The 23,432-nt window shown below is 62.5% G+C and carries 24 protein-coding genes; 18 read left to right on the plus strand and 6 right to left on the minus strand.

Features of this window, described 5'->3' with window-relative positions; genetic code table 11:
* Nucleotides 1–12 precede the first annotated feature (12 nt).
* The 8 genes from K3819_RS06665 (at nucleotide 13) to K3819_RS06700 (ending at nucleotide 8,215) form a co-directional block, all read left to right on the plus strand.
* The gene (locus K3819_RS06665) at nucleotides 13–1,092 is read left to right on the plus strand and encodes a serine hydrolase (RefSeq protein WP_221398878.1); all 1,080 of its coding nucleotides are present in this window, start codon (nucleotides 13–15) and stop codon (nucleotides 1,090–1,092) included.
* Entirely contained in the window at nucleotides 1,089–1,391 is a 303-nt protein-coding gene (locus K3819_RS06670) for a hypothetical protein (protein ID WP_039771461.1), read from the plus strand. The genes K3819_RS06665 and K3819_RS06670 overlap by 4 nt, the downstream gene beginning before the upstream one ends.
* Nucleotides 1,392–1,534: 143 nt before the next feature.
* The gene (locus K3819_RS06675) at nucleotides 1,535–2,710 is read left to right on the plus strand and encodes a M20 aminoacylase family protein (RefSeq protein ID WP_221398879.1); all 1,176 of its coding nucleotides are present in this window, start codon (nucleotides 1,535–1,537) and stop codon (nucleotides 2,708–2,710) included.
* A gap of 79 nt (nucleotides 2,711–2,789) precedes the next feature.
* Complete coding sequence (locus tag K3819_RS06680; protein WP_221398880.1) at nucleotides 2,790–4,100, plus strand: citrate-proton symporter; 1,311 nt, start codon at nucleotides 2,790–2,792, stop codon at nucleotides 4,098–4,100.
* Nucleotides 4,097–5,554, plus strand: coding sequence for an amidase (locus K3819_RS06685; protein WP_221398881.1), 1,458 nt, complete (start codon nucleotides 4,097–4,099; stop codon nucleotides 5,552–5,554). The genes K3819_RS06680 and K3819_RS06685 overlap by 4 nt, the downstream gene beginning before the upstream one ends.
* 59 nt (nucleotides 5,555–5,613) lie before the next feature.
* A complete protein-coding gene (locus K3819_RS06690; RefSeq protein ID WP_221398882.1) occupies nucleotides 5,614–6,384 on the plus strand; it encodes an IclR family transcriptional regulator in 771 nt (256 codons plus the stop codon).
* An 81-nt stretch (nucleotides 6,385–6,465) separates the two neighbouring features.
* Entirely contained in the window at nucleotides 6,466–7,056 is a 591-nt protein-coding gene (locus tag K3819_RS06695) for a YceI family protein (protein ID WP_085605441.1), read from the plus strand.
* Nucleotide 7,057: 1 nt separating this feature from the next.
* The gene (locus tag K3819_RS06700) at nucleotides 7,058–8,215 is read left to right on the plus strand and encodes a phosphatidylserine/phosphatidylglycerophosphate/cardiolipin synthase family protein (RefSeq protein WP_064594021.1); all 1,158 of its coding nucleotides are present in this window, start codon (nucleotides 7,058–7,060) and stop codon (nucleotides 8,213–8,215) included.
* Between the two features lie 81 nt (nucleotides 8,216–8,296).
* Here the strand turns inward: K3819_RS06700 and bglX are convergent, their stop codons facing one another.
* Nucleotides 8,297–10,588 carry a beta-glucosidase BglX gene (gene bglX, locus K3819_RS06705; protein ID WP_085647872.1) on the minus strand — a complete coding sequence of 764 codons (2,292 nt, stop codon included), beginning with the start codon at nucleotides 10,586–10,588 and terminating at the stop codon, nucleotides 8,297–8,299.
* A gap of 260 nt (nucleotides 10,589–10,848) precedes the next feature.
* Here bglX and K3819_RS06710 point away from each other — a divergent pair, with 260 nt between their 5' ends.
* The 4 genes from K3819_RS06710 (at nucleotide 10,849) to K3819_RS06725 (ending at nucleotide 14,192) form a co-directional block, all read left to right on the plus strand.
* Nucleotides 10,849–11,457 (plus strand): LemA family protein, encoded by a 609-nt coding sequence (locus tag K3819_RS06710; RefSeq protein ID WP_039771481.1) that lies wholly within the window; start codon nucleotides 10,849–10,851, stop codon nucleotides 11,455–11,457.
* 13 nt (nucleotides 11,458–11,470) lie between these two features.
* Nucleotides 11,471–12,223: a YgcG family protein gene (locus K3819_RS06715; RefSeq protein WP_221398883.1), complete on the plus strand. Its 753-nt coding sequence runs from the start codon at nucleotides 11,471–11,473 to the stop codon at nucleotides 12,221–12,223.
* Nucleotides 12,224–12,251: 28 nt separating this feature from the next.
* Nucleotides 12,252–12,869, plus strand: a complete 618-nt coding sequence (locus K3819_RS06720) for a TPM domain-containing protein (protein WP_039772747.1) — start codon at nucleotides 12,252–12,254, stop codon at nucleotides 12,867–12,869.
* 90 nt (nucleotides 12,870–12,959) lie between these two features.
* Nucleotides 12,960–14,192: an SAM-dependent methyltransferase gene (locus K3819_RS06725; RefSeq protein WP_085611653.1), complete on the plus strand. Its 1,233-nt coding sequence runs from the start codon at nucleotides 12,960–12,962 to the stop codon at nucleotides 14,190–14,192.
* Here the strand turns inward: K3819_RS06725 and K3819_RS06730 are convergent.
* Nucleotides 14,182–15,096, minus strand: a complete 915-nt coding sequence (locus tag K3819_RS06730) for a DMT family transporter (RefSeq protein WP_221398884.1) — start codon at nucleotides 15,094–15,096, stop codon at nucleotides 14,182–14,184. The two genes, K3819_RS06725 and K3819_RS06730, sit on opposite strands and share 11 nt — an antisense overlap.
* Nucleotides 15,097–15,265: 169 nt before the next feature.
* On the opposite strand from K3819_RS06730, the gene K3819_RS06735 reads away from it, so the two are divergent.
* The 4 genes from K3819_RS06735 to K3819_RS06750 all read left to right on the plus strand — a co-directional run bounded on the left by K3819_RS06735 (nucleotide 15,266) and on the right by K3819_RS06750 (nucleotide 17,536).
* The gene (locus tag K3819_RS06735; protein WP_064594029.1) at nucleotides 15,266–15,847 is read left to right on the plus strand and encodes a DJ-1/PfpI family protein; all 582 of its coding nucleotides are present in this window, start codon (nucleotides 15,266–15,268) and stop codon (nucleotides 15,845–15,847) included.
* 22 nt (nucleotides 15,848–15,869) lie between these two features.
* The gene (locus K3819_RS06740; protein WP_221398885.1) at nucleotides 15,870–16,214 is read left to right on the plus strand and encodes a YegP family protein; all 345 of its coding nucleotides are present in this window, start codon (nucleotides 15,870–15,872) and stop codon (nucleotides 16,212–16,214) included.
* A 153-nt stretch (nucleotides 16,215–16,367) separates the two neighbouring features.
* Nucleotides 16,368–17,012 carry a hypothetical protein gene (locus K3819_RS06745; protein WP_085648634.1) on the plus strand — a complete coding sequence of 215 codons (645 nt, stop codon included), beginning with the start codon at nucleotides 16,368–16,370 and terminating at the stop codon, nucleotides 17,010–17,012.
* Nucleotides 17,012–17,536: a hypothetical protein gene (locus tag K3819_RS06750; protein ID WP_064383015.1), complete on the plus strand. Its 525-nt coding sequence runs from the start codon at nucleotides 17,012–17,014 to the stop codon at nucleotides 17,534–17,536. The genes K3819_RS06745 and K3819_RS06750 overlap by 1 nt, the downstream gene beginning before the upstream one ends.
* Before the next feature lie 53 nt (nucleotides 17,537–17,589).
* On the opposite strand, the gene K3819_RS06755 is transcribed toward K3819_RS06750, so the two are convergent.
* Together K3819_RS06755 and K3819_RS06760 are read right to left on the minus strand one after the other, a co-directional pair.
* Nucleotides 17,590–18,471, minus strand: a complete 882-nt coding sequence (locus tag K3819_RS06755) for a dihydrodipicolinate synthase family protein (RefSeq protein ID WP_085666794.1) — start codon at nucleotides 18,469–18,471, stop codon at nucleotides 17,590–17,592.
* Nucleotides 18,472–18,497: 26 nt separating this feature from the next.
* Entirely contained in the window at nucleotides 18,498–19,280 is a 783-nt protein-coding gene (locus K3819_RS06760) for an aldolase (RefSeq protein WP_064594034.1), read from the minus strand.
* Nucleotides 19,281–19,388: 108 nt separating this feature from the next.
* Here K3819_RS06760 and K3819_RS06765 point away from each other — a divergent pair, with 108 nt between their 5' ends.
* Nucleotides 19,389–19,931 (plus strand): helix-turn-helix domain-containing protein, encoded by a 543-nt coding sequence (locus K3819_RS06765; RefSeq protein ID WP_085611647.1) that lies wholly within the window; start codon nucleotides 19,389–19,391, stop codon nucleotides 19,929–19,931.
* Here the strand turns inward: K3819_RS06765 and K3819_RS06770 are convergent, their stop codons facing one another.
* Complete coding sequence (locus tag K3819_RS06770; protein ID WP_221398886.1) at nucleotides 19,932–20,951, minus strand: DUF4917 family protein; 1,020 nt, start codon at nucleotides 20,949–20,951, stop codon at nucleotides 19,932–19,934.
* Between the two features lie 155 nt (nucleotides 20,952–21,106).
* Between K3819_RS06770 and yiaY the strand changes: the two genes are divergently transcribed.
* Nucleotides 21,107–22,255, plus strand: a complete 1,149-nt coding sequence (gene yiaY / locus K3819_RS06775; protein WP_221398887.1) for an L-threonine dehydrogenase — start codon at nucleotides 21,107–21,109, stop codon at nucleotides 22,253–22,255.
* Here yiaY and K3819_RS06780 read toward each other — a convergent pair.
* Nucleotides 22,252–23,418: an MFS transporter gene (locus K3819_RS06780; protein ID WP_221398888.1), complete on the minus strand. Its 1,167-nt coding sequence runs from the start codon at nucleotides 23,416–23,418 to the stop codon at nucleotides 22,252–22,254. The two genes, yiaY and K3819_RS06780, sit on opposite strands and share 4 nt — an antisense overlap.
* Between the last annotated feature and the right edge of the window lie 14 nt (nucleotides 23,419–23,432).

The following is a 23,432-nucleotide window of genomic DNA, read 5'->3' on the forward strand; positions in this document are numbered from 1 at the left end:
AGAGCTCTCACCATGTTCAAAGGCCTGTCCCTGTTTCTGCTGCTGATCAGCTTCACGGTTCAGGCCGAACAATGGCCGGGCGAGCAATGGCCGAGCGGCCCGAAATTTACCGGCCCGGCCGTCGATGCATTGGAGGCCTATGCCTTCCCGACCCGCGATGACAACACCCGCAAAGGCATCCGCACCGACGCCTTGCTGGTGATCCGCGACGGCCAGCTCATCTACGAACGCTACGCTGCCGCGACCACCGCCGACACCCCGCACCTGACCTGGTCGATCAGCAAAAGCCTGATGGCCACGGTGTTCGGCGTGGCGTACGGCGAAGGCCTGTTCAAGCTCGATGACCCGGCCGCGAAATATTACCCGGTGCTGGAAAAACACCCGGCCGTCACGATCAAGGATCTGCTGCACTGGGCCTCGGGCATCGACTGGCAGGAAGACTATGAATACGCCCCGTTGAAATCCTCAGTGGTGGCGATGCTCTACACCCGTGGCCACCGCGACATGGCCGCCTTCACCGCCAATCACGACCGCTACGCGCCAGCGGGTCAGGCGTTCCGCTATTCCAGCGGCGACAGCAATCTATTGGCCGCAGCCCTGAAGACCATCGTCGGTCCGCAACGTTATCCGGACTATCCGTGGACAGCGCTTTTCGATCCCCTGGGCATCCGCCATGCCACGTGGGAAACCGACGCGACGGGCACCTTCGTCGCCTCCTCCTATGCCTATATGACGGCCCGGGATCTGGCGCGAATCGGCCTGCTGATGGAACGGGACGGACGCTGGAACGACCGGCAGTTGCTGCCCAAGGATTGGGTCGCCTTCAACCGCCAACCCTTCGCCGGCTACAAGGCTCATCAGGACGAAGCCGTGCCCGGCGGCCAGTGGTGGCTCAATCGCCCGGCAGACGGCGCGCCCTCTCCATGGCCCGACGCACCGCCCGACACCTTCGCCGCCCTCGGCCACTGGGGCCAGGCGCTGTACGTGATCCCGAGCGAAAAACTGCTGATCGTGCGCTACGCCGATGACCGCGACGGCAGTTATCGCCACAACGAATTGCTCAAGCGCGTGCTCGGGGCGGTGCGGCCATGAAAGTGTTCAGACGCATCCTGCTGGTGCTGTTGATCGTGCTGTTGGGCTGGGGCTGGCACGAGCGCGAAAACCTGTGGGCCTTCCCGGACATCATCAGCGCCTACACCGCCAAGGAATATTGCTCGTGCCGCTACGTCATGAACAACGACGCCGAGTATTGCCGGGGCTACGTGAAGCAGTGGCTGCCCAGCGAACTGACCGATGACCGCACGCAAAAAATCGTCACCGCCAGCGGCCTGGGACGCAGCAACAGCGCCCAATGGTTAGGCGAACGGCAGGGCTGTCGCCTGCAACCCTGATCCGGTTCCACCCTGTGGAACCACATTCGATTGTCCTCTCGCGTGTCTCGCGGTTATCTGGCGGTGAGCACGACCTGCCGTTCACGTGTCGTGAAACAACACCGAACAACAAGACCGGGAACACCCGCGCGAGGAGATCCGTCATGCCCCGACATCAGCACATTCTGGCCTGGCTCAACGATGTGGCCGGCGACCTGCACGCCACCCGCCAGGACATTCACGCCCACCCTGAACTCGGTTTCGAGGAAAGCCGCACCTCGGCGCTGGTCGCCAGGTCGCTGGAAGAGTGGGGTTATGAAGTTCACACCGGGGTCGGCAAGACCGGCGTGGTCGGCGTGCTGCGCAACGGCAGCAGCACACGCAGACTCGGGCTGCGGGCCGACATGGATGCGCTGCCGATCATCGAGAACACTGGCGTCGCCTACAGCAGCCGGCATCAAGGCTGCATGCACGCCTGCGGCCACGACGGGCACACCGCGATGCTGCTCGGCGCGGCGCGTTATCTGGCCGCGACCCGTCAGTTCGACGGCACCCTGACGCTGATTTTCCAGCCCGCCGAAGAGGGCCAGGGCGGGGCCGAAGCGATGCTTGCCGATGGCCTGCTCGAACGCTTCCCGTGTGATGCGCTGTTCGGCATGCACAACATGCCGGGCCTGCCGGCGGGACATCTGGGCTTTCGCGAAGGGCCAATGATGGCTTCGCAGGACTTGCTCACGGTGACCATCGAAGGCGTTGGCGGTCACGGCTCGATGCCGCATCTGGCGGTGGATCCGTTGGTGGCCGCAGCCAGTGTGGTGATGGCTTTGCAAACCGTGGTCGCGCGCAATATCGATGCGCAGCAGGCGGCGGTAGTGACAGTCGGCGCGCTACAGGCCGGCGAGGCTGCGAACGTGATCCCGCAACAGGCGATCCTGCGCCTGAGCCTGCGTGCGTTGAATGCCGAAGTCCGCGTTCAGACACTGGACCGCGTGCGCTCGATCATCGAGTCCCAGGCCGAAAGCTTCGGCTGCACCTCGACCATCGAACACCGCCCGGCCTACCCGGTGCTGGTCAACCACGCCGCCGAAACCGAGTTCGCTCGTCAGGTCGGCGTCGAACTGGTGGGCGCCGATGCCGTCGATGGCAACACTCCGAAACTGATGGGCAGCGAAGACTTCGCCTGGATGCTCCAGCGCTGCCCCGGCGCGTACCTGTTCATCGGCAACGGCTTGGCGCGGCCGATGGTGCATAACCCGGCGTACGATTTTAACGATGACATTCTGCTGACCGGCGCGGCGTATTGGGGCGCGCTCACCGAGAGCTGGCTCAAGCCGGCCTGATTTCTTCACTTTTTGCTGCCGCTGGAACGCAGGTGCGCACGCGCCTGCGTGGTCAAACCACAGCTTCTGGAGAATCCCCATGCAGACTTCGAACGCAGGCGTTTCGCGCACCCGGCAAGTGGTCGCCGCCGTCATCGGCAACGCCCTGGAATGGTACGACTTCATCGTTTATGGCTTTCTGGCGAGCATCATCGCCCGGCAGTTTTTCCCGTCCGACGACGACTACGCCTCGCTGCTGATGGCGCTGGCGACCTTCGGCGTCGGCTTTTTCATGCGCCCGGTGGGCGGCATCCTGCTCGGCATCTACTCCGACCGCAAAGGGCGCAAAGCCGCGATGCAGATGATCATCCGCCTGATGACCGTGTCCATCGCCCTGATTGCGTTCGCGCCAAACTACGCCGCCATCGGTATGGGCGCGCCGCTGTTGATCGTGGTGGCGCGAATGCTTCAGGGCTTTGCCACGGGCGGTGAATATGCGAGCGCCACGGCATTTCTGGTGGAGAGCGCGCCGGCCCATCGCAAGGGGTTGTACGGCTCGTGGCAACTGGTCGGGCAATGCCTGGCGGTGTTCAGCGGCGCGGCGATGGTGGCGCTGGTCACGCACCTGTTTTCCCCCGAGGCGCTGGACAGTTGGGGCTGGCGGATTCCGTTCGTGCTCGGCCTGTTGATCGGCCCGGTGGGCTTGTGGATTCGCAAGCACATGGAAGAGCCGGAAGAATTTCTCGAAGCGCGCAAGAAAGCCAAAGGCGCAGCGCCGGGCCTGTGGCAGGTACTGCGCGAACATCGCCGCAGCCTGTTGGTGTCAATGGGCCTGGCGTGCGGGGCGACGGTGTCGTTCTACGTGGTGCTGGTGAACATGCCGACCTTCGCCCACAAGAACCTCGGCCTGCCGCTGGATCAGGTGTTGCTGGTGCAAATGCTCGCGGTAGCGCTGATGACCGTGGTGATTCCATTGTCCGGCGCGCTGTCGGATCGCCTCGGTCGGCGGCCGGTGCTGATGGCCTTCACCCTGGCGTTTTTCGTCATGGTTTATCCGTTGTATGTGTGGGTCGCGGCAGCGCCTTCGATCGAGCGCCTGCTGGTGATGCAACTACTGCTGTGCGCGGCGATTGGCGGGTTCTTCGGCCCGGCGCCGACGGCACTGGCCGAGCAATTCCCGATTGAAGTGCGCTCCACCGGCGTGTCGGTGGCCTACAACGTGGCGGTGATGGTGTTCGGTGGTTTCGCGCCGCTGATCGTCACCTGGCTGAGTAAAGTTCTGAACACCCCGGTGGCGCCGTCGTTCTATGTGTTGTTCGCTTGCCTGCTGACACTGCTCGGTACCTACTGTTTGCAGGAGGCACCACGCGCGAAGAAATCCGTTGCGCTCAACCTGGGAGTGAAACCGTGAGTCCGTTGGCCATTGATCCGATTGTCGCCCTCGACGCCGATGCGCTGTCCCGGGTGATCCATGCCCGCAAGGTGTCGTGCCGCGAGGTAATGCAGGCCTACCTGACGCACATTGATCGCTTCAATCCGGCGGTCAATGCGCTGGTTTCTCTGCGTCAGCAAGACGTGCTGCTGCGCGAGGCCGATGAGTGTGATCGGCAACTGGATCGCGGCGAATCCCGAGGCTGGATGCACGGCATGCCCCAGGCGATCAAGGACCTGGCGGCCACCGCCGGGTTGCGCACGACCTTGGGTTCGCCGCTGTTCGCCGAGCAAGTGCCGCAGCACGATGCGATCAGTGTGGCGCGGGTTCGCGACTGCGGCGCGATCATCATCGGCAAGAGCAACGTCCCGGAGTTCGGCCTCGGTTCGCAGACCTACAACAGCGTGTTCGGCACCACCACCAATGCCTACGATCCGGGCCTGATCGCCGGCGGCAGCAGCGGCGGGGCGGCAGTGGCGCTGGCCCTGCGCCTGTTGCCGGTGGCCGACGGCAGCGACATGATGGGCTCGCTGCGCAACCCGGCGGCGTTCAACAACGTGTTCGGCTTCCGACCGTCCCAAGGCCGCGTGCCCCATGGGCCGATGCCGGAAGTGTTCGTCCAGCAACTGGCCACCGAAGGGCCGATGGGGCGCACGGTCACCGACGTCGCGCGGTTGCTCTCGACCCAGGCCGGCTACGATCCGCGCGTGCCGCTGTCGCTGGCCGATGAACCACGGGACTTCGGCCTGGATCTGCAACAGGACTGCAGCGGTCTGCGCCTCGGCTGGCTCGGCGATTACAACGGCTATCTGCCGATGGACGACGGTGTGTTGAGCCTGTGCGAAGCGGCGCTGGCGGATTTCAGTGCGCTGGGTTGTCACGTTGAGGCCTGTCAGCCGGACTTCTCCATGGAACGCCTGTGGCAGACCTGGCTCACCCACCGGCATTTTCTGGTGCAGGGCAGCCTCGGCGGCGCCTATGCTGATCCGCAAAAGCGGTCGCTGCTCAAACCCGAAGCGCAATGGGAAATCGAGGGCGGTCTGCGTCTGACGGCAGCCGAGGTCTATCAGGCGTCGGTGGCGCGCAGCGAGTGGTATCGCGCGTTGAGCGAGTTGTTTGAGCGTTACGATTTCCTGCTGCTGCCCACCGCCCAGGTGTTCCCTTTTGATGCACAGCAAGCGTGGCCGCGAGTTGTCGGCGGGCAGACCATGGACACCTATCACCGCTGGATGGAAGTGGTAATAGGCCCGACGTTGGCGGGGTTGCCGAGCATCAGCGTGCCGGTCGGTTTCAACCCGGCCGGGTTGCCGATGGGCCTGCAAATCATCGGCCCGGCCCAGGCGGATCGGGCGGTGCTGCAACTGGCCTACGCCCATGAACAGCTGACCCGCTGGGTCGAACGGCGACCGCCGGCATGCCTGCAATCGGCCTGAGCGGCCCGCATCTTGCTGCACGAAGTGATCTTTCATCCGTATCCATGGAGGTCGAACACATGGGCAGCAAGGCAGACACCGGTAGCGTGCGCTCGGTCGAACGGGCGCTGGCCATCGTCGAGTTGCTTGGCGAGCATCAGGCGTTGGGGCTGGAAGAGTTGCACTACCTGACGACTCTGCCCAAGGCCACGGTGTCGCGCATGCTCGCGACCTTGCAGGAGCAGGGCTGGATCTATCGCGGCCTCAGCGACCGCCGCTACCGGTTGTGCGCCAAGCGACTGTTCGGTGATCGACAGCAACGCTTCAAACGCCACCTGGTGGAAAGCGCCGCGCCGATGCTGCTGGAGCTGAGCGAGCGTACCGGGCTGGTGGCGGATCTGTCGTGCTTCGACGGCGAACGGGTTGAAGTGATGGAAAGTGCGATTCCGCAGATCTTGCGCAAACGCTATCCGAACAACTGTCAGATCGTTGGCCATCACGCCAGCCTGTTTCATTCGGCCATGGGCCGGGCCTGCCTTGGCGAACTCGACAGCCAGGACGTGAAACGTCTGGCCGAGCGCGAACAATTGGCGGATGACGGTGTATTGCAGGCCACCGAACAAGCCTTGCATCAGGGCTTCGGCCAGCGCACTGAAGGTTATTGGGAATACCCGGTGCGCCTGCCGTTCCTGATTCGCGCGGTGGCGTTGCCGATTCGTGCGCAAGGGCGGCTGGTCGGCAGTATGGCGCTGCACTGGCCAATGGATCAGGCGCCGGTGGAACGGGTGCTGAGCCTGCACCTCAACAGCCTCGCGTCGACCATCGGCGAGGTGCAGCAGGCATTGGCCTGAGTGTTTGCACAGACTGACAGTTTGCAATAACGCCAAGGCCAGTTAAGGTTCGTGCACGTTTATCGGCCCCACGAGTTTTCAATGTTCAACCGTTCTCTGTGCAACGCCTTCGCCGGCCTGCTGCTGGGCGCCGCTGCGCTGCCGGCTCAGGCCAACTGGTATCTGGACGGCGAGTCGTCGCGGCTGTCGTTCGTCAGCACGAAAAACGCCAACGTATCCGAAGTGCAGCGCTTTCTGGTGCTGCACGGCAAGGTCGATCCCGACGGGCGCGCCGTGGTCGAAGTCGAGCTGGACTCGATCAACAGCGGCATCCCGCTGCGCGACGAGCGCATGCGCAAGGAGTTGTTCCAGATCGAACAATTCCCCGAAGCGACCATCACCACCCAGATCGACCTGCGCCCGATCAACGATCTGGCCCCCGGCGCGCAGCTCGAATTGCGCCTGCCGCTGACCGTCAACCTGCACGGCAAACAGCACGAATACCCCGCCGAGCTGCTCGCCACACGCCTTGATGACCGGCGCTTTCAGGTGGTGACCCTGGAGCCGCTGGTGATCAGCGCCGAGGATTTCGATCTTCTGCCGGGCCTGGAAAGCCTGCGCAACATGGCCGGCCTGTCGGCCATCAGTCTGTCGGTGCCGGTGGGTGCGGTGCTGATCTTCACGGCGCGCTGACATGCGCGGCGCGGTGTTTCCGTGGCGTGATGGCAATCGCTTCGAGCTGTTGATCGACGGCCCGCAATTCTTCCCGCGCATGCTCGACGAGATTGCCCGCGCCCGCGAGCAGATCGAACTGGAGCTGTATCTGGTGGAGGCCGGTGCCTGTGCCGAAACCATCGTGCAGGCGCTGGTGCTGGCGGCGGAGCGGGGCGTGCGGGTGCGTTGCCTGTTCGACGACTACGGCAGCCTCGCCTTCACCCTCACGTTGCGCCGGCGGCTGACCGGAGCCGGGGTCGAGCTGCGTTTTTACAACCGGCTGAACTGGCGGCGCTGGGTCGGCAATTTCTATCGCGATCATCGCAAGCTGTTGCTGGTCGACCAGCGTCTGGCGGTGGTTGGCGGGACCGGGGTCACCGACGAGTTCTGGACGCCGGGCCATGACACCAGCGAATGGCACGAGGTCATGGTGCAGATCACCGGCCCGCTGGTGCTCGACTGGCAACTGCTGTTCGACCGTCAATGGATCGCCAACCGCCATCGCCGGGCCTGGCGGCCCAACGCGCATTTTGGTCTGCCACGATTGCCGCGCGTGCCGGACACGGGCGAGGGCATGGGCCGCGTGGCCTACGCCGACGCCCGCCAGCATCGCGACATTCTGCAATCGCTGTTCCGCGCGCTGAACAGCGGCCAGCAGCGGATCTGGCTGGCCACGCCGTACTTCCTGCCCACCTGGAAGATCCGGCGTTCCCTGCGCAAGGCCGCCGCCCGTGGCCTCGACGTGCGCCTGCTGCTGACCGGGCCGCGCACCGATCACCCGTCGGTGCGTTATGCCGGGCATCGCTACTACCCGCGCCTGCTCAAGGCCGGGGTGAAAATCTACGAGTACCAGCCGTGTTTCCTGCACCTGAAAATGGTGCTGGTGGACGACTGGGTGAGCATCGGTTCGTGCAATTTCGATCACTGGAATCTGCGCTTCAATCTTGAGGCGAATCTGGAAGCGCTGGACCCGTCATTGACGGCAGCGGTGGCGGCGAGTTTCGAGAAGGACTTCGGCCTGAGTCAGCAGGTGAGTCTGGAGGAATGGCGGAAACGGCCACTGTGGCGGCGGGTGAAGCAGCGGATCTGGGGCTGGGTGGATCGGGTGGTGGTCAACTTGCTCGACAGACGCGGATAACTCTGATTCCGAGCATTCCATAAGTCTAATGTGGGAGCGGGCTTGGTCCGGGCGGCTCCCACATTGTTTACGCAGTGTTACTTACAGCAACTCAAAGCTCTGCTGCGTCACGTCCTGGGAATCCAGGCCGATCTGCACGTTGAACTTGCCAGGCTCGGCCGCGTACTTGAGCTGGGCGTTGTAGAACTTCAGGTCATCTTCGGTGATGGTGAAGTGCACGACTTTCTGCTCGCCGGCCTTGAGCATGATTTTCTGGAAGTTCTTCAGCTCCTTGACCGGACGGATCATCGACCCGGTGACGTCCTGGATATACAGCTGCACTACGGTTTCGCCGTCACGCTTGCCGGTGTTCTTGACCATGACACTGGCGTCGAGCTTGCCGGTGGCGTTCAGGGTGGTCGAGGACAGCGCCATGTCGCTCAGGCTGAAATCGGTGTAGCTCAGACCGAAACCAAACGGGAACAGGGGACCGGTGGTGTCATCGAAATACTGCGAAGTGTAGTTGCCCGGTTTGCCCGGCGTGAACGGCCGGCCAATGCTCAGGTGGTTGTAGTAGGTCGGGATCTGGCCCACGGAACGCGGGAAGGTCACCGGCAGTTTGCCCGACGGGTTGTAGTCGCCGAACAGCACGTCGGCGATGGCGTTGCCGCCCTCGGTGCCGCTGAACCAGGTTTCCAGAATCGCGTCGGCCTGTTCCTTCTCCTCGAGGATGGTCAGCGGACGACCGTTCATCAGCACCAGCACCAGCGGCTTGCCGGTGGCTTTCAGGGCACGGATCAGCTCGCGCTGGTTTTCCGGGATGTTCAGGTCGGTGCGGCTCGACGATTCGTGGGACATGCCACGGGACTCGCCCACCGCTGCAACCACTACGTCAGCGTCCTTGGCGGCTTTCACCGCTTCGTCGATCAACACGTTGGCCGGGCGCGGGTCATCGACCACTTCCGGCGCGTCGAAATTGAGGAAGTTCAGGTAGTCGAGCACCTTCTTGTCGCTGGTGATGTTGGCGCCACGGGCGTAGATCAGGTTCGCCTTGTCGCCGATCACATTGCTCATGCCATCAAACAGGGTTACCGATTGCGCCGGACGACCGGCGGCCGCCCAGCTGCCCATCATGTCGATCGGAGCCTTGGCCAGCGGGCCGACCAGCGCAACTTTGGCGGTTTTCTTCAGCGGCAGGGTTTCGTTCCGGTTCTTCAGCAGCACCAGGCTGCGACGCGCCACTTCACGGGCGTCGGCGCGGTGCAGGCGACTTTCGGCGTAGGTGTCGGCCGGATCGTCTTCAGCCTTGCCGATGCGCAGGTACGGGTCCTTGAACAGGCCCATGTCGTACTTGGCGGCGAGGACTTCACGCACGGCGTTGTCGATGTCTTGCTGTTCGATCTCGCCGGACTTGAGCAGTCCCGGCAGCTCTTTGCCGTACAGGGTGTCGTTCATGCTCATGTCGATGCCGGCCTTGATCGCCAGCTTCGCCGCTTCCCGACCGTCGCGGGCCACGCCGTGCTTGATCAGTTCGAAGATCGCGCCGTGGTCGCTGACCGCCAGGCCCTTGAAGCCCCAGTCCTTGCGCAGCAGGTCGTTCATCAGCCAGGTGTTGGCGGTGGCCGGGATGCCGTTGATCGAGTTCAACGCCACCATCACGCCGCCGGCGCCAGCGTCGATGGCTGCGCGGTACGGTGGCAGGTAGTCCTGGTACATCTTCACCGGGCTCATGTCGACGGTGTTGTAGTCGCGACCGCCCTCGACCGCGCCGTACAGGGCGAAGTGCTTGACGCTGGCCATGATGCTGTCGGCCGCGCTCGGCGTGTCGCCCTGATAGGCCTTGACCATGACTTTGGCGATGCGCGAGGTCAGGTAGGTGTCTTCACCGAAACCTTCGGAGCTACGGCCCCAGCGCGGGTCGCGGGAGATGTCGACCATCGGCGCGAAGGTGATGTCGAGGCTGTCGGCGGCGGCTTCCTTGGCGGCAACGCGCCCGGACTGGCCGATGGCGTCCATGTCCCAGCTAGAGGCCAGCGCCAGCGGAATCGGGAAAATCGTACGGTGACCGTGGATCACGTCGTACGCGAAAAACATCGGAATCTTCAGGCGGCTGCGCATGGCCGCGTCCTGCATCGGACGGTTTTCCGGGCGGGTGATCGAATTGAAGGTGCCGCCGATGTTGCCGGCGGCGATCTCTTTGCGGATCAGCTCGCGGGGCATTTCCGGGCCGATGCTGATCAGGCGCAACTGGCCGATTTTCTCGTCGAGGGTCATCTGTTTCATCAGATTACTGATGAACGCATCCTTGTTTTCCAGGGGGACCGGGGTCGTGGCGGCCAGTACTTGATGACTGGCCAGGCTGACGAACAGGCCCAGCAAACACAGCTTCTTCATGAATAGTTTTCTCAAGGGCCTAAACGGCGTTACAACACCGGCCAGCCAAAATGTAGGGAGCGACTATTGTTGTTCGGGTGCTGATTCAGAAAACGACAGCCGAATGTACGTCGAACGTTTCGGCGACGTGATCGCGCAGGGCCTCTTTTTAGCCCATCGGCCCGCCGCAATCCAGTGGCGGGGGCGATTATGCCCCAACCGTCGGCTGAGAATGTTTCGCGATTCATTATTCATGAAATGTGCAAGGGAGCACCCGTCCGATGAATGTCAGTCCTGTCTACCGCTCGCGTTTGCAGGTCGCCACCCTGCTGGTGCTGGCCACGTTGTTGACCGCCTGCGGCATCAACAACATCCCCACCCTCGACGAACAGGCCAAGGCTGCCTGGGGCCAGGTGCAGAACCAGTATCAACGGCGTGCCGACCTGATCCCCAATCTGGTGGAAACCGTGAAGGGCTATGCCAAACACGAGGAAGCAACCCTGACCGCCGTGATCGAGGCCCGGGCCAAGGCGACGTCGATCCAGGTCGATGCCAGCACCCTCGACAACCCGGAAAAGCTCAAGCAGTTCCAGCAGGCCCAGGATCAGCTGACCGGTGCATTGAGCCGGTTGATGGTGGTGTCCGAACGTTATCCGGACCTGAAAGCCAACCAGAACTTCCTCGCCCTGCAATCGCAACTTGAGGGTACGGAAAACCGCATCGCCGTGGCGCGTCGGGATTTCATTCTGGCGGTGCAGAAATACAACACCGAGATCCGCACCTTTCCCGGTCGTCTGTGGCACAGCGTGATGTACAGCAATTTGCCGATACGCGAGACCTTCGAAGCCACCAGCCCCGGCGCGGACAAGGCCCCGGAAGTGAAGTTCTGAGCCGGGGATGCCCATGCGTGTGTTGAAGATGGGCCTGGTGCTGATGCTGTGGCTGTTTGCCGTCAGCGCCCGGGCCGAGTTGACCTTTCCGGCGCTGACCGGGCGGGTGGTGGACGAGGCGCAGATGATCGAGCCGTCAGTGCGCGCGCAACTGAGTCAGCAGTTGCAAGCCCACGAACAGGCGACCGGCGAACAGTTGGTGGTGGTGACACTGCCGAACCTGCAAGGCGCCACCATCGAGGACTATGGCGTCGAACTCGGCCGGCATTGGGGCATCGGCCAGAAGGACAAGAACAACGGCGCCCTGTTGATCGTCGCCCGGGACGAGCGCAAATTACGCATCGAAGTCGGCTACGGGCTGGAGGACCGGCTGACCGACGCCCAGAGCTCGGTGATCATTCATCAGGTGATCACGCCGTCGTTCAAGGCCGGCAATTTCAGCAAGGGCATCAGCGACGGTGTCGCGGCGATGCTGGTGGTGCTGGGTGGCAATCCGCTGGACGAGCCGTCCACGGTGTATGAATCGGCCGGCGATCCTGCGGACGATTTCGTCTCGCGGCACCCGGCGTTGTTCGTATTTCTGGTGATGTTGTTCATCCTGACTGTTTTTGTCTGCCAGATGCTCGGTATCCTTCCCGCCGGCCGGGGCGGCTCCGGAGGAGGGGGCGGCTTTGGTGGCGGTGGATTTGGCGGCGGCGGAGGCGGCGGGGGCTTCAGCGGCGGCGGTGGCAGTTTCGGCGGGGGCGGGTCCTCCGGCGGCTGGTGATAACAATAATGAGCAGGCACTTCACGACATGGCATTACTGACTGAACACGAACAACGCAAGGTCGCCGAGGCCATCGCCCGGGTCGAGCGCGACACCGACGCCGAACTGGTGACGGTGCTCGCGGCCCGCGCCGACGACTACGCGTACATCCCGCTGCTGTGGGCCAGCCTGCTGGCGCTGGTGGTGCCGGGGATCGTGCATTACCTGACCGGCTGGCTGACCATGCACAGTCTGTTGCTGGTGCAGTGGGTCAGTTTTGTCGTGCTGTGCCTGGTGTTTCGCCTGCCCAGGGTCACCACTCATCTGATCCCGCGCCACGTCCGGCACTGGCGCGCCTCGAACCTGGCGCGGCGGCAGTTTCTCGAACAGAACCTGCATCACACGGTGGGCAGCACCGGCATGCTGATTTTCGTCTGCGAGGCGGAGCGGTATGTGGAGATTCTGGTGGACGAAGGGATTTCCAAAAAGCTGGATAACAAGAGCTGGGACTCGATTGTCGCGGCGTTTACCGAGCAGGTGCGGCAGGGGCAGACGTTGCAGGGCTTTGTTACCTGTATCGAGGCGTGCGGCGAGTTGCTCAAGGTGCATGTGCCGGTGACGCAGGTCAGGAATGAGTTGCCCAATCGCTTGGTGGTGTTGGGATAAGCCGTTCGGGAAATTAGCCGTGCCCTCGAACGCCATCCCCCCTAAACTAGCGGCCATTCCCGATTTGCCCGTCCGAGGCCGCTTTTTCCCATGTCCGTTACCGCTCCTTCCGCATCCGCCAAACCGGCGCCCGATCACCACGCCCGGTTCATCGAGCTGCTGCAAACCAGCCTCGAACTGAATGGTTTCATCAAACTGGTGCTGGCCAAGTACGTCGGCGAAGAAGCGGATCTGCAGCGGATCATCATCAAACCGGTGACGGTCAAGGCGCAGCCGTGCCTGTCGTTCGTTTATCGCTACAAGACTCGCGACATCACCAAGAACCTGCCGCTGGACGAAGCGGTGGCGACGATTGCCGGGCTGCTGCCGGCGGCGTTCAAAAATGCGCATTTGCTGGCGCTGACGGACGAAGCCCAGCTCGAATACAGCAAAAAGGGCAAGAGCTCGCTGTTCATGAGCAAACCTCAGCAATTGCGTGAAGTGCCGTCCGCCGAGCACAACCGCGAGAAAAACCGCTTCCTCGATCTGAACCGGCCGTTCCTCAACGATCTGGGCGTGACCAACGCCCAGCACGAGCTGATCCCGGCGATGTCGCGCAAGTGGAAGCAGATCAACAAGTTCATCGAAGTCTTCAGCCACGCGCTGACCTCGTCGCCGCTGGCCCTGGACAAACCGGTGCGGGTGGCGGATTTCGGTTCGGGCAAGGGGTATCTGACGTTCGCCATTCATGACTATTTGCGCAACACCCTGAAGGCCGAAGGCGAAGTCACCGGCGTCGAGTTGCGTGAAGAAATGGTCAACCTGTGCAACACCGCCGCGCAGAAACTCGAACACCCGGGGCTGGTGTTCAAATGCGGTGATGTGCGCAGCGTGGCGCCGAGCGAGCTGGACGTGATGATCGCCCTGCATGCCTGCGACATCGCCACCGACTACGCGATCCACACCGGCATCCGCTCCGGCGCCTCGATCATCATGTGCTCGCCGTGCTGCCACAAACAGATCCGCTTGCAGATCCAGAGCCCGGCGCTGCTCAAGCCGATGCTGCAATACGGTCTGCACCTGGGCCAGCAGGCGGAAATGGTCACCGACAGCCTGCGCGCGCTGTTCCTGGAAGCCTGCGGTTACGAGACCAAGGTGTTCGAGTTCATCTCGCTGGACCACACCAACAAGAACAAGATGATTCTGGCGGTGAAGCGCGCCGAGCCGGTGGACCCGACTCAGTTGCTGGTGAAAATTCAGGAGTTGAAGGCGTTCTACCAGATCAGCGAGCACTGCCTCGAAACCCTGCTGCTCGCTGACGGCCTGCTGAAGCTCAAGGCTTGAGCTGAACCGCGGCCGGTAATGTGCCCGGTTGAGCCGGGCGCACCGCGGTCTTGCGCCCGAGCATCACTGTCGCGATCACCCCGCAGGCGAACAGCCAGGTGATCGGCTCCACGTGTTCCCCGAAGAACAACGCGGAAAACGCGATGGTGAAGAAGATCTGCAACAACTGGATCTGACTGACCCGGGCAATGCCACCCATGGCCAGCCCGGCGTACCAGGCGAAGAACCCCAGAAACTGCGAAAACAGCGCGACGTAACCGAACGCCCACCAGGTTTTTGCCGATACCGCGCCCTGATGCTGCAACGCCAGGTACAGCACCGGGCCGATCAGCAGCGGCGTCGACAGCACCAGCGCCCAGCAGATCACCTGCCAGCCGCCCATCTCCCGGGCCAGACGCCCGCCCTCGGCATAACCCAGACCACCCACCGCAATCGCACCCAACATCAACAAATCCCCGGCCTGAATGCTGCCGGCACCGGTGTACAGCGCGTATCCCAGCACCAGCGCACTGCCCAGTGCGGCGCAGGCCCAGAAGGCTTTTGAGGGACGTTCATGGGACAACCACGCCGCATAAAGCGCCACGCACAACGGCTGCAAACCGTTGACCAGCGCGCCATGGGAGGCCGGCAGGGTCTGCATGGCCCACGCCGACAGCACCGGGAAACCTAGAATCACCCCGGCGATCACCAGGCTCAGGCCTTTGACTTGCTTCCAGGTCGGCCACTTTTCCCGTCGCCACAACAACAGCGCTGCTGCCGGAATCGCCGCGAACAACGCGCGGCCGAGGCCATTGAGCAGCGGGTGCAGTTCCTGCACCACGATGCGGGTGAAGGGCAGGGTGAGGCTGAAAATCACCACGCCGAGCAGGCCGAGGGCCATGCCGGTGTTTTCGCGCGAAGACATGAGGGCAACCAGATTCGAAGATGACAGGAAGGTGTCTTCATCTAGCCACAAACCACGGCAGTCGGGCTGTTACAGCTGAGCGCAGAGTTATCCATACAGTTTGCGAACGCCATCGCGGTCCTTGGGCTACTGTGAATATTCCTGCGCATTCACCAGAGGAGCCCTGCCCATGGCCGCGAAAAAGATTCTGATGCTGGTCGGCGATTACGTCGAAGACTACGAAGTGATGGTGCCGTTCCAGGCCCTGCAAATGGTCGGTCACACCGTGCATGCCGTGTGCCCGGACAAGGCCGCCGGCAAGACCGTGCGCACCGCAATTCATGACTTTGAAGGCGACCAGACCTACAGCGAGAAGCCCGGTCACCAGTTCGCCCTGAACTTCGATTTCGCCAAGGTCGATGCCAAGGATTACGACGCCTTGCTGGTGCCCGGCGGGCGTGCGCCGGAATACCTGCGGCTGAACGAAAAAGTCCTCGAACTGGTGCGTGCTTTCGACAAGGCCGGCAAGCCGATTGCCGCCGTCTGTCACGGCGCGCAACTGCTGGCGGCGGCGGGGATTCTCGAAGGTCGCGAGTGCAGCGCGTATCCGGCCTGCGCCCCGGAAGTGCGCCTGGCCGGCGGCACCTACATCGACATCCCGGTCACGGACGGCCATGTCCAGGGCAACCTGGCCACTGCGCCCGCCTGGCCGGCGCACCCGAAATGGCTGGCCGGTTTCCTCGGATTGCTTGGAACCAGAATCACCCTGTGACACATCGAAAAGGAGAAACACCATGTCTGGATGGTATGAGTTGAGCAAAAGCAGCAACGGCCAGTACCGGTTCGTGCTGAAAGCGGCGAATGCCGAAACCATTCTGACCAGCGAGCTGTACACCAGCCGCGCGGCTGCCGAAAACGGCATCGCCTCGGTGCAGGCCAACAGCCCGCTGGACGAACGCTACGAGAAAAAATCGACGAAGGACGGTCACCCCTATTTCAACCTCAAGGCGGCCAATCACCAGATCATCGGCAGCAGCGAATCCTATTCATCGGACGCGGCGTGTGACAAGGGCATCGCCAGCGTCAGGGCCAACGGGCCGTCCAAGGTGATCAAGGACAAAACCCTGCCGGTGCTTTGAATCACCCATGACGTTCAGTCGCCAAATCTTTGGCGACTGAATTCTGGCTATGTGCCATCATTTCGCTTATCCTCCGCCGCCAATCCAAGGAAGGGGCGCGAGATGACTCTTTCGCGGAATTTTTGAACAACTGCCGCCAGAGTTTTCCCACTGATGATCCGCCTTTTCGCTGTCCTGACCCTGCTGCTCGGCTTGAGCGGCTGCTATAGCCTGTCCCCGACCCAAATCGATGATGAACTCGCACCGAGTGCCGATTCCGGCACCGCGTATCTGGTGGGTGTGGTCGGCATCTGGCCAAAAGCATCCTATGCGGCCCAGGAACAGATGCTGCTGATCCGCAAGCGTGGCAGTGACGAATTCGCCAGCGCGCGCCTGCACAACGAGTTCTATGCCCGTACCGCACGAGACGTGCGCGAGACAGGTCATGGCATCGGCACGCTGTTCGTGATGCCGCTCAAACCCGGTCGCTACGAGATCTACAACGTGCGATTCGATCGCGGCAGGTCGGTGTCCTGGAGCCGTGAAGACTTCACCATCGGCATGCAGCTTGAAGCGGGCAAGGCTTACTACATCGGTGACTTCCGTGCCGGCTGCGTGTCCCCCAGCGACAGCACCTGCCTGTTTCTGCACAGCGATCATCTCGAACGCGACGCCGCGCTGGTCCGCGCCAGATATCCGCAAGTACCCGGCCTGCAACGACTGGACATGCCGAACCTGTACACCGCCACACCGTTTATTCGTGAAGAGAACGGCACCAGCGCCTCCGTCTACAAAGCCATGCTCTCGGGGAAATTCTAATGCTCATCAAACGTCTGCTTCTGGGCTTGCTTCTGCTGCTCGGCGGCTGCCAGGCCACCCATTCGCTGAAGGCGCCGGACGTCGATTACAGCAGCCAGCAATTGCCGGCCATCAACGTCAGTGTGATCGGCATGCCGAGCTGGATGCTGCGTGACGAATTGCGTCGGCGTGGCACCTTTGAAGAAGTGAAGGCCGGCCGCAGCGAAGACGGCTACAACGTTTTGGTGATTGCCAACAGCGATGTCGGCGGGATTCAGCCGCAGATGCTTCTGAGCGCCTTCACTCTGTTTCTGGTGCCGGTGCCGGTGAGTTTCGACAGCACGGTGGTGTTCAGCCTCAGCCATGGCAAGCAGATACTGGGCGTGTACACCGTGAAGAATCACACCGAATCCTGGCGCGGCGCATTCAATGCCTCGGGCGGTCAGTTCGAACACATGCGCTTGATCAGCGACACGTTCATCGCGCAGATTCTCAAGGATCAGCCGTTCCACCGCGAAGCCATGAAGCGCGCCGCCAGCCTCTGATCGACGGCCACAATAAATCCCGCCCGGCGTAAACCGGGCGGGATTTTTTTCGTTCAACGCAAGGTGTTCAGCAAGGCCTGCAATTGCGTACGCCCGGCCTCAGCCAGCGGGAACACCGGCAAACGCGGATCGCCGACCTCCAGACCGGTCAGTCGCAGACCGGCCTTGATCGTCGCCGGCAAGCCGCCCTTGAGGATGAAGTCCAGCAGCGGCAACTGGCGGTAGAACAGCTCCCGCGCCTTGCCGAGATCCCCCGCCAGCGTGGCTTCGTACAAATCCAGGTTGAGTTGCGGGATCAGGTTCGGTGCCGCCGTGCACCAGCCCTTGGCGCCGGCGGCGAACGCTTCCAGCGCCAGCGGGTTGCAGCCGTTGTAGAACGGCACCCGGCCTTCGCCCAGCAGTTGCAGCTTGTGCATGCGCTGGATGTCGCCGGTGCTCTCCTTGACCATGGTCACGTTTTCCACGCCGTTGACGATGCGCAGGATCAGCTCCACGGACATGTCGGTGCCGCTGGTGGCCGGGTTGTTGTAGAGCATGATCGGGACGCCGATGCTGTCGCCGATGGCGCGGTAGTGGGCGAGGATTTCCGCCTCGGTGAGTTTCCAGTAGGACGTCGGCAGCACCATCACCACGTCGGCGCCATGGGCTTCGGCGAAGCGTGCGCGGCGCACCGCTTTGGCGGTGGTCAGGTCGGACACGCTGACCACGGTCGGCACGCGTTTGGCCACGTGCTTGATGCTGAATTCGGCGACCTGGTCCCACTCCGCATCGCTCAGGTAGGCGCCTTCGCCGGTGCTGCCCAATGGCGCGATGGCGTGGACGCCGCCGGCGATCAGACGGTCGATGGAGCGGCCGAGGGCCGGCAGGTCGACGCCTTCGCCATTGGCGCCGAACGGGGTGATGGTGTAGCCGATGATGCCGTGAATGTTGGACATGAGAGTGCTCCGCAAGGATGAGGTGTTCAGTTCAGGCAATCGGCGTGCTGCCGCAGGTTCTGCCGGGCGTAGTAGTTGAAGGCCGCGGCGTGGCGTTTGGGTTTCGACACCCAGTCATGGGCCTCGCGGCCGAGCTCGGGAATGATCGGTTTGATCGTCCCGGCGGCCATTGCCAGCAGTTGCAGTTTGGCGGCACGTTCGATCAGTTGCGCGATGACACAGGCTTCCTCGATGGTCGTGCCGGTGGACAACTGACCATGGTGGGAAAGCAGGATCGCCCGTTTGTCGCCCAACGCACCGGCAATCAGTTCGCCTTCTTCGTTGCCCACCGGCACACCCGGCCAGCCTTCAAGGAACGCGCAATCGTCGTACAGCGGGCACAGGTCCATGTGGGAAATCTGCAGCGGCACTTCCAGCATCGACAGCGCGGCAATGTGTGTCGGGTGGGTGTGGATGATGCAGTTCACGTCCGGTCGGGCGCGGTACACCCAGCTGTGGAAACGGTTGGCCGGGTTGGCCATGCCGTGGCCTTCGAGTACTTCGAGGTCTTCGTTGACCAGCAGCAGATTGCTCGCGGTGATTTCATCGAAACCCAGTCCCAGTTGCTGAGTGTAGTAAGTGCCTGGCTGCGGGCCACGGGCGGTGATCTGCCCGGCGAGGCCCGAATCGTGGCCGTTCTCGAACAGGATCCGGCAGGTCAGGGCCAGCTTTTGCCGGTCTGTCCACGTATTATCCGCCAGGGTTTTTTGCATCTGGGTCAGCGCTTGCTTGACCAGTTCGTCTTTGGGTAGTGCTAATGTCTTCGCCATATCCGTGTCCTGTGGTGGTTGCCATGGATGACACTTAAGAGGCTATATGACACTTTGTGTCATTGGCAAGGACAAATCGTCTTTCCTTTGCTGGATTAATCGCTTCGCATGTCTATCCGTTTGAAATTATTGAGAAAAAAACTTGGCGTAACCCTTGAGGCACTGGCCGAGAAATCCGGCATGACCAAGAGTTACCTGTCGAAGGTCGAGCGCGGGTTGAACACGCCGTCGATTGCCGCTGCGCTGAAACTGGCCAAGGCGCTGAACGTGAAAGTCGAGGAGCTGTTCTCCGAAGACAACGTCAGCCTCGACAGCTACAGCCTGGTGCGCAGCCACGAACGCCAGTCGCTGGCGGCCAACGACCACAGCCCCGGTTATGCGGTGCTGGCCCATCAGGTCAGCGAACGCAGCCTACTGCCGTTCATCATTTATCCGCCGAGCGAATTCACCGACAAGACTTTCAAGGAACACTTGGGCGAGGAATTTCTGTTCGTCCACGAAGGCCAGGTCGAAGTGGACTTCGTGAACGAACGGGTGCTGCTGGAGCGGGGCGATGCGCTGCACTTCAATGCGCAGAAACCCCACCGCATCCGTTCAGTGGGCGAGGTGCAGGCGCAGTTGCTGGTGGTGGTGCACAGCGGCGAGGAGTGATCAGACCTCGACCGGCACCGACAGCTTCGGATGGCCCAGCGCATGGCTCTTGGAATCAAAAAACCGCAACTCGACGCCCGTGCCCTCGAACACCTTGGCGTAGTGACGCTTCTGATGCTGGATGAACGCCGCGCTGCGCGGGTAGATCGAGATCGCCACGGTCTTCGGTTTCGCCAGGCGCAGAGCGCGCACGAGGTGGCTGTCCTGCTCGCCGAGGGCGTGGCCGAAGATGCACAGATTGTCGCCGTGACCGAGTAACTGGTCGTAGCAGAACGACAGGTAATCGGAACTGCGGATGGTTTTGAGCTTGTCGGCGCTCGGTCCTTCATTGACGAACAGCGGCACGTCGTCGAGCGTCTTGATCGTGTTGTTGATCGCGAAGCTGCCGAGCAGCGTGCCCTCGGTGGCGGTCAGTTTGCGCGCGGTGCCGTCCTGGTTGCGCACCAGATGCAGGCCACCGTGCAGGTACAGCAGACGCGGTTTGTCCGTGCTGCTGTCGCACAGATCGAAACTCGCATCCGGGCCGTTGAACAGGTCGTCGATCGCCTCGCCCTGATGTTGCAGGGCCCAGTAATTGAGCAAATCGTAATTGGTGGTGAACACCGTGCGATAACGCGCCAGTTCGCTGTTCAGGGTCGTCAGGGTCGAGGCTTCGATCAGCCGCCACGGGATGTGCACCGCGTGCACCGTGTTGATCAGCGCTTCCTTGATCGCGTAGTAGCGGTTGCGCGGCGCGGCCGAGCTGACGGCCAGCGCCTTGTTGACCCGACTGGTGGTTTTCAGCGCGCCGAGCACCTGCTCGAAACTGCGCGTTTGCAGGGCGTCGAACACGCTCAGTTCCGACGGGCTCAGGGGCTTTTCTTCCACCGTGCGGGCATTTTCGAACAGCGAGTCGTAGCCGAAATCGTCCCACACTGCACGACTGGCGCCGTTGCCCAGCAACAGACCGCTGAAGTCAGTGGTGGCGCGCAACGCGTTCCAGTCTTCGAGGGTGGCGTCGACATCCAGAAAATCGGTCATTGCAGGGCACGTCTCAAAACAAAGGGGCAGATGGACGGCGACTTTATCACGAGCGGGCATTGAGCCAGATCAACATCCGCCGTGACCGATCGGTCGATCCTGTGTGCATCCGCCGAATTGCACGAGTCAATTCGGCTCCAGTCAGGAGACGCGCCATGAGCAGCACCTTTTTCATTCCCGCCGTAAACATCATGGGCAGCGGCTGCCTTGACGACGCCATGAACGCGATCCGCAACTACGGTTTTCGCAAGGCGCTGATCGTCACCGACGCCGGGCTGGCCAAGGCCGGGGTGGCGACGATGATTGCCGAGAAACTGGCGATGCAGGACATCGATTCGGTGATCTTCGACGGCGCTAAACCCAACCCGAGCATCGTCAACGTCGAGGCGGGGCTGGCGCTGCTCAAGGACAGTCGCTGCGACTTCGTGGTGTCGTTGGGCGGCGGTTCGCCCCACGACTGCGCCAAGGGCATTGCGTTGTGTGCCACCAACGGCGGGCAGATCCGCGACTACGAAGGCGTCGATCAATCGACCAAGCCACAACTGCCGCTGATCGCCATCAACACCACCGCCGGCACCGCCAGCGAGATGACCCGGTTCTGCATCATCACCGACGAAACCCGCCACGTGAAAATGGCCATCGTCGACCGCAACGTCACGCCGCTGCTGTCGGTCAACGACCCGGCACTGATGGTCGCCATGCCGAAAAGCCTGACCGCCGCCACCGGCATGGACGCGCTGACCCACGCGATCGAAGCCTACGTCTCCACCGCTGCCAACCCGATCACCGACGCCTGCGCGCTGAAGGCAATGACCCTGATCAGCAACAACCTGCGCCTGGCCGTTCGCGATGGCAGCGACCTGGCCGCGCGGGAAAACATGGCCTACGCGCAGTTCCTCGCGGGCATGGCGTTCAACAATGCGTCCCTCGGCTACGTGCATGCGATGGCGCACCAGTTGGGCGGTTTCTATGATCTGCCTCACGGGGTGTGCAACGCGGTATTGCTGCCGCATGTGCAGACATTCAACGCGCAGGTCTGCGCCGATCGTCTGACCGACGTGGCCCACGCCATGGGCGCCGACATTCGTGGTTTCAGCCCGGAGGAGGGCGCCAAAGCCGCGATCGATGCGATTCGTTGCCTGGCCAGGGACGTGGAGATTCCCGGTGGCCTGCGTGATCTGGGCGCCAAATGCACCGACATCCCGGTGCTCGCCGCCAACGCCCTGAAAGACGCCTGCGGCTTCACCAATCCGCGGGCGGCGGATCAACGGCAGATCGAGGAGATTTTTCGCAGCGCGTTTTAAGCGGGCAGGCGAACGGGCGTGCCTCTCGTACAGAGCAGCGCGCCCAACGCTAGAATGCAGCACAGCAACGACAGCGGCCACGCTTGCGGACTGGCGAACAGGCTGGCCACGGCGCCGATCAGCGCCGCCATCAATTGGTGAATGAACCCGCTCAGGGCCATCGCGTAGGCGCCGGCAATCGGCGCGCCATCGTTGGCCCGTGACAGGCTGATCGGATAGTTCAGCGACTGGCCGAACACGGCAACGCAATAAGGCAGCCAAAGCAGCCAGGCCATCGAGCTGGCCAACAGACTGCCAGCCAGCATCACGCCAGTGCCGGCCATCACCAACGCGACCCCCAGTGTCATCAACCGGTGCTGACCGATACGCAGTACAAAGCGATTGACCGCCAGCGCCCCCAGAAAATATGCGGCGCTGATCGGCCAGCCCAGCAACCCATATTCAGTCGCCGACCAGTTGAACGGGCCTTGCAGAATCAACGGCGCAGCGCTGTTAAATGCGATGATCACGCCATAACCCAGACCGCCCGCAAGCGCCGACAGCAGAAACGCCCGATGGATCAGGATCGTTCGATAGACCGCCCAGGGTGAAGCGGTTGTGGGCGCTTCGACGAGTTTCGGGAAACTCAGGCGCGAGACTATCGCGGCCATCAACAGACTGACCGCGCCCAGCAGATAAAAGATCGCCTGCCAGCCCAGCGTCACCTGAATGAGCGAACCGGCGTATTGCCCGATCCCGAGCGCGACAACGAATGAAATCGAAATCCACGACAACGCCTTCGCCAGCAGATCCCCCCGAAAGCTGTCACGAATCAGCACCCGCGCCATCACCGAAATGCCGCTGGCGCCGATCCCCTGAAGCAGTCGCAGCAGCAGGAACGACTCCAGCGTCGCACCCAGCGGCAGTGCCAGATTCGCCACGCCATAAATTCCCAATGCCGCCAGCAGCACCGGTTTGCGGCCGATGCGCTGGGCCAGACTGCCCCACAGCAGCATCGGCAGCGCCATGCCGATCAGGTACAGCGACAAACCCCAGGCCACTTGCGATGCATCGACCCGCAAATGCCCGGCGATCTGTGGCAGCGCCGGCAGATAAATGCTCATGCCCAACTGGGCGAGGAACACGGTGGAGCAAGTGATGAGCAGGATGAGGCTGGGGTTCATGAGTCGTCCGTAAA

It is taken from the genome of Pseudomonas sp. 3-2 (assembly GCF_019710535.1).
GTDB classification, from domain to species: domain Bacteria; phylum Pseudomonadota; class Gammaproteobacteria; order Pseudomonadales; family Pseudomonadaceae; genus Aquipseudomonas; species Aquipseudomonas pharyngis.